This is a genomic window from Paenibacillus cymbidii (assembly GCF_004764705.1).
Lineage (GTDB): Bacteria > Bacillota > Bacilli > Paenibacillales > NBRC-103111 > Paenibacillus_AN > Paenibacillus_AN cymbidii.
In genome coordinates, this window is sequence record NZ_SHLX01000002.1 from 295,396 (window position 1) to 310,314 (window position 14,919).

Sequence of the window (14,919 nt, forward strand, 5' to 3'; positions counted from 1 at the left end):
ATGGCAGCAGCCGGTCAGGCTCGCCAAGTATCGACTTCCCCCTGATTATAGCGAAAATCGCCGCGGGAATGTTGGAGAAAACCGGAACAATGTTGCACGTTTCGCGCTTCCGGCGGCGCCAAATTCCAGTTCAGCAGCATCGCGCCGCAGGTGAACCCGCCCCCGAAGCCGCACAGCAGCACGCGGTCGCCCGGCCGGATCCGGCCGTCCCTGACTCCCATATCGAGAGAGAGCGGAATTGTCGCCGCCGAAGTATTCCCGTAGTATTCCAGGCTGTGAATCGTCCTGTCCATGCCGATGCCGGTTTTGTCGCACAGCGACTCGATCATGCGCAGATTGGAGCTGTGGGGGACGAACCAGTCGATGCGGTCCTGTGTCCAGCCGAGCTGCTGAAGCAGCGCCTGCACGACCGACGGCACCTGGTTCACGACGAAGCGGTACACCTCCCGGCCGTTCTGCCGGAACAGGCCTTCGCCCGTCAGCGGCTGGCCTTCCATGGTACTGCTGAGTCCGGAGCGGTACAGATGGGGAGCGCCGCGTCCGTCGGTGCCGAAACGATGGGCCAGCAGCGCGTTTTCTCCCGCCGCCGCTTCCAGCAGTACCGCGCCTGCGCCGTCGCCGAACAGGATGCACGAGCCGCGGTCGTCGTAATCGACGATTTTCGATGCGGTATCCGCGCCGAGCACGAGTATTTTGCGGTGCATGCCGGCCGCGATCAGCCCGTGCGCCACATGAAGCGCATAAACGAAGCCGGTGCAGGCTGCGTTGATGTCCATCGCCCCCGCGGCCGCGATCGCAAATCGCCTTTGAATCAGGCACGCTACGGAAGGAGTCTGGTAATCGGGCGTATACGTAGCCACGAGAATCAGGTCCGTGTCGCTTACGGACACGGCATAACGGCTCATCATATTTTCGATTGCCGCGTAACAGAGGTCGCTGGTAAACTCGCGCTCCCCGGCGATTCTTCGCTCGCGGATGCCGGTGCGTTGCACGATCCAGGCATCGCTGGTGTCGAGCCGCCGCTCCAGATCGGCATTGCTGAGCACGGCCGACGGCACATGGCTGCCGACCGCGACAATGCGAACGCCCGTCGTCATGAGCCCACCCGCTCCCCGCCTGCCGGCGCCAGCCGCGTTTCGTCAAAGCCGTGGCCAATGGCGAAAGCGAGCAACGACGGCAGCGCGGCCGACATATCGGGCTCGGGAATATCCGGCAGCAAACCCCGCAGGCTCGCCGGATCGAAGCGGTTGTCGGGATGGATGACATACGGCGTGAAGGCGTTGCCGGCGGAACGGTAATACATTTTTTCCAGCGGCTGCGGATTGTCCGGTTGTTCGCCGACCCAGCGGCAGCCGGCAAACCCGAGTTGGCCGACGATTTCGTTCAAATATTCAAGATGGGGCACCGAGCGGGAATGCACGATATTCAGCTCGCGCATGTCCGTGCGGCTCATGCGAATGCACGCTTTGGCCACATAATCGACAGGCACGATGTTCAGCGCGCCGTCCTGCCGGACGGCGATGCGGATCGGCGCCTCCGCCCGGCGCCGCACGAGCGCCCAGATGAATTTGCCCCAGCCGTAGATGACGTCGAATTTCGATGTATAGTAGAGCGGCGCATCGAGCAGACGGCCGACGACGACGCTGGGCCGGGCGATCTGCATCGGCAGCCCGGTTTCTTCCGCGTAAGCGAGCAGCCACTTTTCAATCCGGTGTTTGGCCGCTTCGTACGGGTTGCGATAAGCCGTCGCTTCCGGCAAGTCGGCGTAGCGATCGGTAAGCGTACCTTCGCGAATGCCGCAGGAGAACGCCGTGCTGACGAACAGCAGCCGGCTGTTGAAGCCTTGCAGCGACTTGACCATATTCTGGGTGCCGCGCAAATTGTGCGTCTCAATCTCCGACCGCGCCGATTCGTGATTGTACAAATTGACGCTGCCTCCGCTGTGATACACCTGCAGCGGCGGCTGAACCGGGATATGCCGCAGCAGCGTTTCGCGCAGATCGGGGTCGGTCAGATCGCCTTCGATCGTCACGATCGGCGCAAGCAGCTCCTCCAGAGAATACGCGCGCAAATAATCGGGCGACCAGCGGCCGCCCAGCATGGCGGTCAGCAGCTCGTCCGCGCTGCGGCCCGGTTTGCTCCGAATCAGCAAATAGATGGCGCCCCGGAGCTTGCCGCTCATATAATCCGGCAGAAGCTCGAACAGCAGATGCTGTCCGATCAACCCGGTCGCGCCGGTAATCAGAATGTTCTGTTCCATTGGCAATCCCCTCTCGAACCGCTACGGCATTTGTCGAACCATAGCGACAGTATAGAAAGGTCACCCAAACAAAATCCAAACAATGAACGCGCGGGGAACGTGCAGCCACCCTTCCCCCCGTCTGCTATAATGAAAGAAAACGGAAGGACGGCAAGCATCCGATGATATCTGTCGTGGTCATAGACGATGAGCGGCGCGCCGCGAACATGCTGCATCGGCTTCTGGAGGAGATCGGCGGCGTGCGCGTGGACGGCGTATTCACCAATCCGCTCGAGGCGCTGGAGCGGCTGGAGAGCGGACAGTTCCGGCCGGACGCGGTGTTTCTCGACATCGACATGCCGGGTATGCGCGGCACGGAAGCGGCGCAGCGCATCCAGAATGTCGACGAAACGATCCATATTCTGTTCGTTACCGCCTATCGCGACTATGCGATCGAGGCATTCGATCTTCACTCCCTGGATTATGTGCTGAAGCCGGTCAGCAAGGAACGGCTGGAGAAATCGGTGGCGCGCATCGACGCGAATTTGCGGCGGAGAGCGACGCGTCCTCGCGCCGTTCCGGCTCCGCTTGCGGTCCGCTGCTTCGGCAAATTCCAACTGATCGGCCCGGATGGCGAACCGCTCAAATGGCGAACCGCACGAACGAAGGAATTGTGCGCCTTTCTGGCGCATTACGCCGGCCAGGCCGTCGAGCGGGACGTCATTCTGGAGACGATATGGCCAGACACACCGCTTGAGAAGGCGCTGGCGCAGCTCTACACGATCGTTTCCTATCTGCGCAAAATGTTCGCCGACGAAGGGGCAAGGCAAGTCATTACGAAGGGCGATTCGGGGTACAAAATGGATTTGTCCGGCCTCGGCAGCGACGTGCGGGAGTTTGAAGCGCTCATTTCCGCAGGCGGCGAGGAAAACCAACGAAAGGCTGCCGCATTGTACGAGGACCACTACATGCAGGAGGAGCAGTATCCGTGGGCGGTCGGACGGCAGGAGCAGCTGAAGCGCGAGGCGATGGCCGTTTTCGGCCGATTGTCTGCCGGCTGCCGGGCTCGCGGCGAACGGAAGGAGGCTGCCGTCCATGCGGAGCGGATGCTCCAGTTGGCCCCTTACTCCGATGAGGCGTGCAGACGGCTGATGGAGCTGTATGCCGAAGCCGGCAGGCGCTCCGATGCGCTGATCGTCTTCCGCCGCTTCGAAGCGGCCCTGCGCGGCGAGCTGCGCGTGGAGCCCGAAGATGCGACGCTGCAGCTGAGCCGCGCTATATCCGGCGCCGCCGCGCCTTGATTTGCCGTCCCCGCCGTCATGTCGCGCGCTCCGCTTCCCCGGCCGCCGCTTCGGACGCCGAAATTGGAATGAACAGCCGGACGACCGTTCCTTTGCCCGGGGCGCTTTCCACCTGCAAATCCGTGCCGAAGGCGTGCTTCAACCGGCGCCGGACGTTGCGCAGCCCGATGCCGGCCGCATCGGCCTCGTCTTGCTTCCATCTCGCCAGCGCGGCGGCGTCCATGCCGACGCCGTCGTCCTTGACCTCGATGACCAATCCGTCCGCCGTCCACGCTGCCGCCACAACGACCGTGCCTCCTTCCAGCCGCGGCGTGATGCCGTGCCGGATCGCATTCTCCACCAGCGGCTGCAGCAGCAAGGGCGGCATGTGCGCGTCGCGCCGCTCGGGAAGCGCAAATTCGACGCGCACCCGCTCCTCAAAGCGGTACTGCTCGATGATGCAGTACGCCCGCACCAGTTCGATTTCCTTGTCCAGCGTAACCAGCGTTTCCGAGTTGCCGAACGACAGGCTGCCGCGCAGAAACTGCGAAAAATGCTGGATAAGTGCCCGCGCTTCGCCAACATCCTCGTAGCTGAGCGCCGTAATCGTATTGAGCACGTTGTCGATAAAATGCGGGCGGATCTGCGCCTGCAAAAACGCGAGCTCCATCCGTTTCGCCAGCTCGGCGGACTTGCGGGTCGACAGCAGGCTCTGAATGCGCATCAGAAACTGTTTGTAATCGAACGGCTTGTTCAGAAAATCGTTCGCCCCCGCCTGGAACGCCAGCAGGCTGTCCTCCGGCTGAACGGCCGCCGTCAGCATCAGCACCGGCAGCTCCGTCATGCTGTAGCTCTCGCGGATGGCCGCGCACAGCTCGTAGCCCGGCATGCCCGGCATCATCACGTCCAGAATGGCGAGATCGACGGAACGGCCGGACCGCAGCTGCTCCAGCGCTTCGTTGCCGTTGCCGGCCGCGATGACGGCGTATCCTTCCGCGGCGAGCAAATCCGCCAGCATGTCGAGGTTGGTCCGATCGTCATCGACGATCAGCATGGTCACCGGATTGGCGCCATTGATCCGATAGGGCGTTGCGCGAGCCGCCTCGTCTCCGGTCGACGCGGGACGCGGCGCCGAAGGAGTGCCGTCGGCATAAGGCGAGACGGGGAGCAGGAACGTCACCTCCGTTCCCGCACCGGGAGCGGACGCGATGCGCAGCTCGCCTCCGTGCAGCGCGACGAGCTGCCGGCAAATGCCGAGTCCGATGCCGCCGCCCGGCGTATCCTGCGGCGTCTCCAGCTCCCGTTGCTTGTCCGCCGGGATGCCCGCGCCGTTGTCCGACACCGTTATCGCGAGGAAGTCTTCTCGCCGTTCGGCGGCCACCGTTATCGTTTCTCCTCCGGAATGTTGGAGGGCGTTGTCGACGAGGTTGGAAAGCACCTGCCGGAGGCGGTTTTCGTCGGCCCATACGGGCGGCAGCTCCGCGCCGACGGCATTGACGAACGCAACGGCGCGTTCGCTGGCAATGAAGCGAAACACGTCGAGCACGACCGTTACGGAAGCGCGAACATCGGCATGCGTGCGCTCGAGCCGCAGGGCGCCTTCCTTCAGGCGGGAGCGGTCGATAATATCGTGGACGAGCGTCGACAGCCGTTTGGCCGTCGACACGATGAGCGCGAGCCTTTCCCGCTGCTGCGCGTGCGTCAGCAAGTCGAGCCGCTCGCTTAGCGAATCGGCGATATTCATAATGCCGTGCAGCGGCGTGCGGAACTCGTGCGACGTGCGGACGAGGAACTCGTCCTTCATGCGGTCGGCCGCAAGCAGCCGTTCCGACAGCTTCCTGTTCGTGTGGAAGGCGTTCGTATAACGACCGGACATCAGAAGCGCAAGGCCCAGCGATCCGACGAAAGGAAGCGCCTGGAACACGGGGGAGTTGCGGCCCGCATTTTCGACGGCGTACAGGCTGGCATCCAGCCCGCACAAAATAACGAGCGCAACGATGCCCATATAGACGGAACCTTCGTATCGCCGCATAACGCCCGTCGCAAGCATGAACAGGATATAGCCGAGACAGAGCAGCACGAACAACGAAAAGGCCGGATCCAGCAGCGTCAACACCTTCAGAGGCAACAAGAGCGCCATGGCCAGCAGGCACAGGAAAACGGCGCCGCAGGCGCGCATCATCGTTGCCTGCGCAAGCTCGCGAAACGAAAAGCCGACATGAAGCAGCAGGCAATAAATGCCGACCAACCCGCTCCCGTATTGTAGCCGGATCAGCACCTCGAACGGCAGGCCGGGCAGCAGCCGCAGCAGCGTCATTTCACCGTGTGTCATAACGAATAAAGCGCCGCCGAAACAGAAGCCGGCCAATTGAATCACATAAACGTCCTCGCGACGCTTGAAGTACAAGCCGAACAAATAAAGCCCCATCATGAACAGCGACGCGGTCAGAATCCAGTCGTACTGCAGCTTCCTCTCCTGAAGCCGGATGACCGGCCCGGGTGCGCCCAGCGCAATCGACTGCTGAATGCCGCTGCCGCGATCAAGATCGAAATTGGCCGTTTGCACGATCAGATCGGCCTCGCGGTGCCGCACGTCGACAACGGCAATGCCGGGTTTGATGCCGGGCGTATACGTATCGTCCGCTTTGGGCTCCCCGGCCTGCGCCACGAGCCGGCCATCCAGGTAAATCCGCTGCGACGACCGGATCTCTCCCGTCTTCAGCGCCACCGGGCCGGCGTCGTCGAACTGCAGCCGCAGCCGGTAAGTGCCGAATCGCGCCGGCTCCTCCCGCTTGCCGTTCACGATCTGCGCCGACCACCGGTTGGGAACGGCGATCCGCTTCTTACCGGCCGGCGAAGCGCCGGCTGCAAAATCGTCCGGCCCGAGCAGCACGCCCGGATAAAACTCCCATTCGCCGTCCAGCAGCACGACGCCTTGCGCCAGCGTCTCGCGCGTCAGCTCGAGCTTGCCCTCACGCACGACAGGCTGCGGCTCCATGCTCGCGTTCCAGAACAATACCAAGGCGCCTACCGCCGCAAACAGCGCCAGCGTAACCGCAATGGCGATTCGATTGTGTGCGATTGCCCTCTCCCCCGCCCGTTGCCGCGCTTCATTTCTTCTCATGCTTATCTTACCCGCTGCGAGGGGAACGCGGGAAGAGCAAATTTTGCCGGGACCACATCTTGCGAATCAAAGCGCCGTTCCAGGCATCTGCCCGTTAATGGCTCTTCACCAGCAGTTCGATCGCTTCCCGAACCAGCTTGCCGGTGTCCTTGTTGCCTGCCGCTTGTTCCTCCATGATGCATTGCTGCAAATTTTCCGCCACGATCTGGGCGAGCGCTTTATCGGATGCGTTGCGGACCGCGGACAGCTGCGCCACAACCTCCTTGCACGGCTTCCCTTCCTCCATCAACCGGAGCACGCCGCGGATCTGCCCTTCGATCCGGCGCAGGCGTGTTTTCATCGCATCATTGTACGTGTATTCCATTCGTTGTTTGCTCCTCTCGATATACCAGTATAGGTATAGTATAGAGCAAAAAATAAAACCGGGCACGCGGATATCCAACCCCCTCCGACCACGGATTTCATCATCAAAGAATGGAAGCCCAAATTTTCACCGCGGTTGCGGCAATCAGCAGCACCAGCCCGCGCCGCAGCACCTTCACATTGACCAGCGCGCTTGCCCGGGAACCGAGCGATGCGCCGATCAAGCTGCCGATCACGGTAAATACGGTCGGCCAGAGCGGAATATCGCCGGCCATTTTGCCGACAACTCCGCCAATCGCCGATATCATGACGATGGCCAGCGAAGAAGCGATCGTGGTGCGCAGCGGGATTCTCAGCACGGTCAGCATAATCGGAATGAGAATAAACGCCCCGCCGGCGCCGACGATGCCGGACACGACCCCAACGGCAAAAGCGGCTCCCGCCGCAACCGCCTTGGGAAAACGAAGCTCGGCCGCAGGCTCCGCATCCGCCCCTCCTCCCCGCGGCACCAGCATGAGCATGACGGCGATGACGGCCAATATGCCGTATGTCAGGTTGATCGCGTCGCCTCGCAGCAAGCCGGAAACGAAACCGCCGATCAGGCTGCCTGCCAGAATGCCGCTTCCCATATACAGCACAAGCTCCCTGTTGACCGGCGAAGGTCCGTTCTTGTTCTTTTTCCGATAGGCCCATACGCCGGCCAACGAGGAGAAAAAAACCTGAAACATGCTGATGGAGGAAACTTCATGCGCCGTGTAGTGAGCGACCCCGGTCCAGGCAGGCACGTACAGCAACAGCGGGTAGTTGATAATCGCCCCGCCGATGCCGAGCAAACCGGACAGGAAAGAGCCCAGCATCCCGAGCGCCGTCATGACGATCATGGCGATACCGTCCATCGGCTTCCTCCTCCCCTTACTCCCTGCTCCCGAGAACGCTCGACTATCGATCGTGCACGGCGCAGCGGTTCGGACCGATCTCCATCTCGCGCTGCTCCTCATCGCCCGGTGCGAGAAGGCCCATGTTCGTCTGGCGAATTTCACGGTACGCATGCGGCTGCGGAGGCAGATGCCCCGTCACCTCGCGCCGGAACGCCGCTTCTTCGCGAATGTTCAGGCCCGGATTGCTGCGATACAGTTCTCCCAGCGTTGCCATCACGCGGCCTTCTTCGCCCAGCTCGCTCGTTTTGCCGAAGTGCGCCGGCAGCACGTTCAACTCCTGCGCCAGCGCCTTGTAGCGATGGTAAAGCGTTTCGCGCAGGTCGCCCACCCAATCCTCCGCCTTGCCGGCAAGATCGGGTCGACCGATCGACTCGATAAACAGGATGTCCCCGGTCAGGAGATACCGGTCGTCGACGATAAACGACGTGCTGCCGATCGTATGGCCGGGCGAATAAACCGGCTGGATGCGAATCGTCGTTTCGCCGACCGCAATGTCGCGCCCTTCCTCCAGCTTCTCATAAGCGAACGTTACCTCGTCCGCGTCCTTGGGCGGCAGCCAATACGTTGCCCCCGTGCGCTCCGCCAGCTTGCGTCCGCCGGAAATATGGTCGGCATGCAGGTGCGTATCGAGCGCATGCTTGATTCGAACGCCTTGTTCCGCGGCGAACTGCTCGAATACCTGCGTCATCCTTGTCGCATCGATTACGGCTGCTTCGCCGCGCGAAATCGCCATATAGGACAGGCAGCCTTTGCCGAGACGCACGAATTGGTACAACGAGCCTCCGCCCGCAAGATCGCCGATCCTGACCGGCTCCAGATGTTCGCTCCACGCCTTCATGCCGCCTTCCAGGTAAAAAACGCTCTTTAAGCCCGCAGCAACGAGTTGCTCCGCCACGAACATCGAGGCACCTTCCTTGGCACAGACAACGAGCACCCTGCGGCCGGCCGGAATGTGAACCAACGCTTCGTCAACACCGTCCAGCAAGTCAAAATAAGGAATGTTGACCGTGTCGATGCTTTTGCCTTCGATACGCCACTCGCGATAGTCGCTTTCGTTGCGCACGTCGAGAATGAACAGTTGTTCCCCGGCCAACACGATCCGGGCCAATTCCCGGGCCGTCATCGCTTGCCGTTCTGTTGTTGTTGCCGTCATCCGACCGTCCCTCCTTGGCGATTCGGTTAGAAAGATAAAGTGATATCGGCATCCATGGCAAAATCGAGAAAAGTAACCGCTCCGCCAACCTCGATGCCGTCGACGAAGCTTTCCTTCGTCAGGTTCATCACGTCCATCGTCATTTGACAGGCAATGAACACGACTCCCAGCTCCTGCGCCATTTCCACCAGTTCGGGGATCGACGGAACGTTCGTCCGTTTGAAGCCTGCGGCAACCGGTTCCGCGCCGGCCGGCAGCGGCAACTGGCGATGAGCCTGCTTGTGAATCAGGTTCAATCCCTCAAATGTGAAGAAGACGGCAACCTCGGCATTCGTCGCCGCGGACGCGGTTGCGATATTGAACACCTTGTAGGCATCGAACATGCTGCCGTTGCTCGCAATAATCGCCACTTTTGTTCCCATGACAGAAAACCTCCTTGAAAAATGGTTGATCAGTCGATCGATTCCGTCGATCCCGTCCATTCGGACATTCCCGGCACTACGTTGTACACGCGCTTGAATTGATGTTCGGCAAGCAGTTGGCAAGCGAGATCGCTGCGGACGCCGCTGCGGCAAATCACATACACGGCATCGTTCCGGTTCAGCTCTCGCAGCCGGCTCTCCAGCTCGCCGAGCGGTATCGGCAGCGCGCCGGGAATGCGGCCGAACGCGTATTCGGCGGGCTCGCGAACATCGAGAAGCGTCAGCGGCTCGCGGCCGGCCAGCTTGCCAAGCAGTTCCTCGTTGGTGATTGCGTGCGGGTGCTTCGTCTCCCGGCTGGCTTCGCTTCCGCGCGATTTGCGGATGAAATGCCGGAGCACATCCCCGTCGGCTGCCGTGCCCAGGTACTGGTGCCCCGTGTTTTTGGCCCATCCCCGAATATCCGCCAGCGAGCCTTTATCCGTCGCCAGCACTTCCATGACCTGGCCGGGTTCGAGCCGGTCCATCGCCTTTTTGGTTTTGACAATCGGCATCGGACAGGCAAGCCCCTTGCAATCCAGCGTTTCATTCGCCTTAATATCCGGCATCGAACCAGTCCCTCCTTTGGAGCGATCGTGTCGGGATTACGTCATTATTATTACGTATACCCCTATAGGTATATTACGAGTGCAAAATCTTTTTGTCAACTTGGAAAAAAGCTTGCTGATTGGCGGGGCAGTCGCGGCAAAACGGAGAGTTGGGGGAAAGACGCAGATCGGTGAGGCGGAAGAATGGGTGTGGTGGCATCATCCCTGAAAAATGCATCGTTCCGATTCGTAGGGTGAGGGAAAATAGACCATAAAAAGTGGCTTATTGCCCCGATTTCGGCCGTCTCCTCAAAAATAGCCAGTGAAATCACTGGTAATTTGGACGCAAACCGCCCCGATCCGGGTAGATTAATGCAAATAGCCAGTGAAATCACTGGCTAAATTGTGGCGGCAGCCTATTTTTAACGAAATAGGCCAGAAAAAATGGCCTATTTCGCCACTCCCCTCAACAAGGGGAGCAAAAAAACCGGCGATTGCCTCGGACGCGGGTGTTCGCGCCAAGGAAGCCGCCGGCTTCGTTCAATTTTCGCTCATCGTGTGGTGCGTCTGCACGAGCCAGTCCGCGACCGCGCCCACGATCGCCTCCAGGTAGCGGCGGCCGCGCTCGGCCGTAGCCGCTGTCGGCGCGTCGGTGAATCCGTTCGCGCCGGTCAGCTCGCCGTGCTTGGCGACGAACACGCCGGGCAAGCCGCCCTGGATCCACGCGTGCTCCGGATGCGTGTCCACAAACTTGTCCGCGCGCACCCGCTCCGGCAGCAGCGCCAGCACGAGCGACGTCTCGAAGCCGCCGGCGTGGCCGGGCACCATGCCCGACTCGCTCGCCTGCGCCGCCTCCAGCGCCTCCCGCGATACGCTCCAGTACGAGGCCGCCGCCGTCCACACGGGATGGCGCACCGCCGCGTCCGCTGCCGCTTGCCGCATCAGGTTTTCATTGCCTCCATGCCCGTTGAGAAAAATAATGCGGCGAAATCCGCTCGTCGCCAGGCTGTCTGCAATGTCTCCCAGCATCGCCAGATAAGTGGACGACGAGAACGAAATCGTGCCGCCGAACCGCAAATGGTGCTGCGAGCAGCCGATCGCAAGCGTCGGCGCAAGCAGCATCGGCACCGAAGCCGCCGCCCGGCGCACCGCCTCGCGCGCAATATGCTCGCAGGCGAGCGTGTCGGTGTACACCGGCAAATGGTCGCCGTGCTGCTCCGTCGCCGCAAGCGGCACAACGACCGAGGCGCCGGCCGCGGCCATTGCCGAAATTTCCTCGCGCGTATGATAATGCAGCCATTCGTTCATTGCCGCCGCTCCTCTCTTTCGGTTCAGTACCGCACCCGCAGGTGCGGCGTTTCGATTTTGCCGCCCGCGTGGTGCGACCTCATGCAGGCGTCCAGCCCGCCCGTCGTCAGCAGCGATCGTTCGACGGGAAACGGCGGCCGGCCCGTATGGATGAACTTCTCGATTTCCAGCGTTAATGTGCCGAAATGGCTGTAAGGCTTCTGGTTCTGGATCCAGAACTCGACGCAAACCGGCTCCTCGTGCGGCAGCACCTGGAAAGCCGAAGCGAAAGTCGTTACCTCCGGATTGGCCGCAAGCGGATCGCAGTACAAGAGACCGCCGCGCAAGCCGTCGACGTAATCGAGCTCAAAAAAGACCGGCTCCTGCAGCTCGTGCGGATAAGCGTCGACGTCGCGCAGGTTGATGAAGCCGCCGAGCGCGCGGTACATGCCGTTCCACTCCGCCGACAGCAGACGCTCTAACGCGTCGCCGCCCTTGAACGCCTGCACCGCCGCGATGCCGCTTTCGCCGCAAGAACGCTGCTCGGCCACCGATTGCAGCATCTCCAGCCCGTGGTACACATAGCGCTCCAGGGAGCCGTAGGTGAAGCCGAACATGCGATGCAGCGGCGCTCCGTGCGGAAACGGCCGTTCGATCGGCTGACGCCGCGCAAACGGCACGACCGAGCTGGACATGAACGGGATGGCGTGCGTTTTGATCTGCCCGTACATCCATTCGATATCTTCCTGCACAACGGCAAACCCTTTATCGGTATACACCGGCACCATGCGGTCGAACTCAAGCATGACGTCCAGGCATTTTTCGAAAAACAGCCGGCGCGGATACAGCTCCTGTCCGATTTCGTTGAACGGGTATACGCCGTGCTCGCCGATCAGGATGATGCCGTCCAGCTCAAACGCGTCGCCGCCGGCAAGCAGCGCTTCGCGGATCGTGCCGTACATCGGCACGCCGTGTTTGGCCGCCATGCCGCGACTCATATCGTTGTCCGGGAACCGGTCGACATACATCGACACGATGTCGAGCGTCGACTTGTAACGGCGCCCGTTAAGGGAAAAGCCTTCGAGCATTTTGCTCACTATGACGTCGGCATGCGAGATGTCCCAATATTCCGTGATGATGGCGGCTACTCTTTTGTTCAACGTCCTGCACCGTCCTTCTTATGAGTTCGAATCGGGGGAACGAGCCGCTCCCGTTGTACCCGGCAATTCCGCCGCCTCGGCCAACGCATCCGCCATAACGGCCCGCATCCGCGTTATGACAACCTCCGCCTCGTCCTCGCGCAAATGCAGCGGGTTCAGCAGCACGTCCCGCCGATCCCACGTCAGCGCAACAAGCACGCCGGGCTCGCCTTCCCGCAGCGCGGCAGCCAGCCGTTCGGCGCTGAACGGCGCCTCGCCCAGGTCGACGCGGACGAGCGGGTAGTCCTGGCCGGTCGGCCCGGGATATTGCCGCGACGCGGCGTACCCGGCTTCGCGCAGCCCGGCGCACAGCCGGCCCACGAGCGCTTCGTGCCCGGCCCGCACCGCCTCGTGATCGAGCGCGACGTACCGCTCGACTGCGGCAAGCAGCCCGGCCAGCTCCTCCTTGCCGACCTTCATCGGCCGGCCGATCGAGATGCGGGCGCCGACATGCAGCCGGCACGCCGCAACAAGCGCCTCCCGGCCGGCGACGAAGCCGGAGCTTTGTGGACCGAATAGCGTTTTGCCGCCGGAAAAAATCACCAGGCTCGCGCCCATCCGCGTATAGCGCCACAGATTGTCGACAGGCGGCAGCTGCGCGGCGGCATCGACGACAACCGGTACGCCGCGCGCGTCGGCGATGCGGATCACATCGGCCAGTGGCAGCGCGCCCCGGTCGTACTGCGAAGACGTAAAATAAACGACGCACGCGGTTCGCGGGCCGATCGCGTCTTCGAGCTGCCAGGCGAACGTCGATTCGACGTCGCCGATTTCGACGAGGCGCGCCCCCGTCTGCGCGATCGCCATGTCGAAGCCGTTGCGCTGGCAACGATGAATCACAACCTCGCACTTCTCGATGCCTTCAAGCGTCGGCAGCTTGCGAACCAGCTTCTCGTCGGTGCCGGTCATACACGCCGCGGTCGCCACGGTCAGCCCGGCGGCGGCGCCGCTCGTCACGACGGCCGCTTCATTGCGCGTCAGCTCGGCAATGCGCGCTCCGACGCGCAGGTGCAGCTCCTCCAGCGGCACGAAGTGGCGGCTTGCTTCCGCCATCGCCGCCACGACCTCCGGCGGCATCCGCGATCCGCCGATCATCGTGTACGAATCGGCGGCGTTGATGTACGTCTTGACGCCGAGCCGCTCGTACAGCCCGCCGCTCACAGCCGAATCTCCGCGCCGGTGCGGCACGACTCGACGATTGCCTGCGCCACCTCAATGCCGTGCACGGCGTCGGCGAACGAAACGCGATCGGCCGGGCGGCCGGAGAGCAGACAGCCGGTCAAGTAGTCGAGCTGCTCGCGCAGCATGCCGGAGACGCGCCCGTCGACCACGGCGTGAATCGTGAAGTCGGGATTGAGGCGTCCGCCGCCGACGGCGAGCTGCAAGCCGCCATGCGCATTGTCGAACGAGGCGATCCCCGCCTCGCCGATCACTTCCAGCGAATCGGCGATCGGCAGTCCCGCCTCCTGGGGCACCATCCAGTTGCTGTTCAACACCGCCTTGACGCCGTTGTCGAACTCCAGGCACGACAGCAGCACGTCCGGCGACTGGTCGTTCGTTACGTAGCTGTCGTACGCTTTCACCGCCTTGACGCGCGCGCCGGCGTACCAGATCGCCAGATCGAGATCGTGCACGCTTAGCTCGAACACCGTATGCGTGCGCCGGTACGTCTCGAACAGCGTCTTCGTGCGCGAGCGCTTCAAATACATGCTGACCGGCCGGCCGATCCCGCCGCCGTCATCCGCAAGCTGCCGCTTCACGGCGGCGTAACGCGGATCGAAGCGCAGCAGATGGCCGGGAAACAGCTGCCGGCCGTTCGTTTCGGCCGCCGCCTGCATCTCCCGCGCCTCCTCGAGCCGCGTCGATACCGGCTTCTCGACCAGCACGTTTTTGCCGGCGCGCAGTGCGGCCAGAACCGGCTGCAGATGGTCCTTCTCGAACGTCACGACGCTGACCAGCGCGATGTCGTCCCGCGCCAGCAGCTCGTCGCCGTCCGTATAGCGCCCTTCCACGCCGTGAAGCTCGGCCAACTCCGCCAGTCGCGCTTCATTCCTGTCGCACACCGCGACAACTTCGACCTGCGGCAGCGAACGATACGCCTCCAGATGGCAGCGTCCCCAGTCCCCCAACCCGATAATGCCTACCTTCAGCTTCTCCATGCTCCGTTTCCTCCCCGTAATCCCCTGCTTCGCTGCTCGTTTTCCCCGTCTAGCCAACCGCCAGCCCCGAAACACACGTTGTCGTGCAAAAATAGCCCATAAAAAATGGCTTATTGGCTTTCATTTTGCCGCTTCGTCGAAAATAGCCAGTGTTTTCGCTGGCTATTGGCA

At 62.2% G+C, this 14,919-nt stretch carries 13 protein-coding genes; 1 reads left to right on the top strand and 12 read right to left on the bottom strand.

Going from position 1 to position 14,919, the window contains the following annotated elements; translation table 11 throughout:
* Positions 1-14: 14 nt before the first annotated feature.
* Complete coding sequence (locus EXY20_RS04520; protein WP_135548113.1) at positions 15-1,097, bottom strand: ketoacyl-ACP synthase III; 1,083 nt, start codon at positions 1,095-1,097, stop codon at positions 15-17.
* Positions 1,094-2,260 (bottom strand): SDR family oxidoreductase, encoded by a 1,167-nt coding sequence (locus EXY20_RS04525; RefSeq protein WP_135548115.1) that lies wholly within the window; start codon positions 2,258-2,260, stop codon positions 1,094-1,096. The genes EXY20_RS04520 and EXY20_RS04525 overlap by 4 nt, the downstream gene beginning before the upstream one ends.
* A gap of 161 nt (positions 2,261-2,421) precedes the next feature.
* Here EXY20_RS04525 and EXY20_RS04530 point away from each other — a divergent pair, with 161 nt between their 5' ends.
* Positions 2,422-3,540, top strand: a complete 1,119-nt coding sequence (locus EXY20_RS04530; RefSeq protein WP_135548117.1) for a response regulator — start codon at positions 2,422-2,424, stop codon at positions 3,538-3,540.
* Positions 3,541-3,556: 16 nt separating this feature from the next.
* Here EXY20_RS04530 and EXY20_RS04535 read toward each other — a convergent pair whose 3' ends face one another.
* From EXY20_RS04535 to EXY20_RS04580, 10 genes are all read right to left on the bottom strand, one after another.
* Entirely contained in the window at positions 3,557-6,643 is a 3,087-nt protein-coding gene (locus EXY20_RS04535; protein ID WP_135548119.1) for an ATP-binding protein, read from the bottom strand.
* Between the two features lie 94 nt (positions 6,644-6,737).
* Complete coding sequence (locus EXY20_RS04540) at positions 6,738-7,007, bottom strand: metal-sensitive transcriptional regulator (protein ID WP_135548121.1); 270 nt, start codon at positions 7,005-7,007, stop codon at positions 6,738-6,740.
* A gap of 103 nt (positions 7,008-7,110) precedes the next feature.
* Complete coding sequence (locus tag EXY20_RS04545) at positions 7,111-7,902, bottom strand: sulfite exporter TauE/SafE family protein (RefSeq protein WP_135548123.1); 792 nt, start codon at positions 7,900-7,902, stop codon at positions 7,111-7,113.
* 43 nt (positions 7,903-7,945) lie between these two features.
* Positions 7,946-9,097, bottom strand: coding sequence for an MBL fold metallo-hydrolase (locus tag EXY20_RS04550; protein ID WP_135548125.1), 1,152 nt, complete (start codon positions 9,095-9,097; stop codon positions 7,946-7,948).
* Between the two features lie 26 nt (positions 9,098-9,123).
* Entirely contained in the window at positions 9,124-9,519 is a 396-nt protein-coding gene (locus EXY20_RS04555) for a DsrE/DsrF/DrsH-like family protein (RefSeq protein WP_135548127.1), read from the bottom strand.
* Between the two features lie 29 nt (positions 9,520-9,548).
* A complete protein-coding gene (locus tag EXY20_RS04560; RefSeq protein WP_135548129.1) occupies positions 9,549-10,124 on the bottom strand; it encodes a sulfurtransferase TusA family protein in 576 nt (191 codons plus the stop codon).
* A gap of 519 nt (positions 10,125-10,643) precedes the next feature.
* On the bottom strand, positions 10,644-11,411 hold the full coding sequence (locus tag EXY20_RS04565) for a creatininase family protein (protein WP_135548131.1): 768 nt from the start codon (positions 11,409-11,411) through the stop codon (positions 10,644-10,646).
* A gap of 23 nt (positions 11,412-11,434) precedes the next feature.
* Positions 11,435-12,550, bottom strand: coding sequence for a hypothetical protein (locus EXY20_RS04570; protein ID WP_135548133.1), 1,116 nt, complete (start codon positions 12,548-12,550; stop codon positions 11,435-11,437).
* An 18-nt stretch (positions 12,551-12,568) separates the two neighbouring features.
* The gene (locus EXY20_RS04575) at positions 12,569-13,750 is read right to left on the bottom strand and encodes an aminotransferase class V-fold PLP-dependent enzyme (RefSeq protein ID WP_135548135.1); all 1,182 of its coding nucleotides are present in this window, start codon (positions 13,748-13,750) and stop codon (positions 12,569-12,571) included.
* Positions 13,747-14,748, bottom strand: a complete 1,002-nt coding sequence (locus tag EXY20_RS04580) for a Gfo/Idh/MocA family protein (RefSeq protein ID WP_135548137.1) — start codon at positions 14,746-14,748, stop codon at positions 13,747-13,749. Before EXY20_RS04580 ends, EXY20_RS04575 begins: the two co-directional genes overlap by 4 nt.
* Positions 14,749-14,919 lie beyond the last annotated feature (171 nt).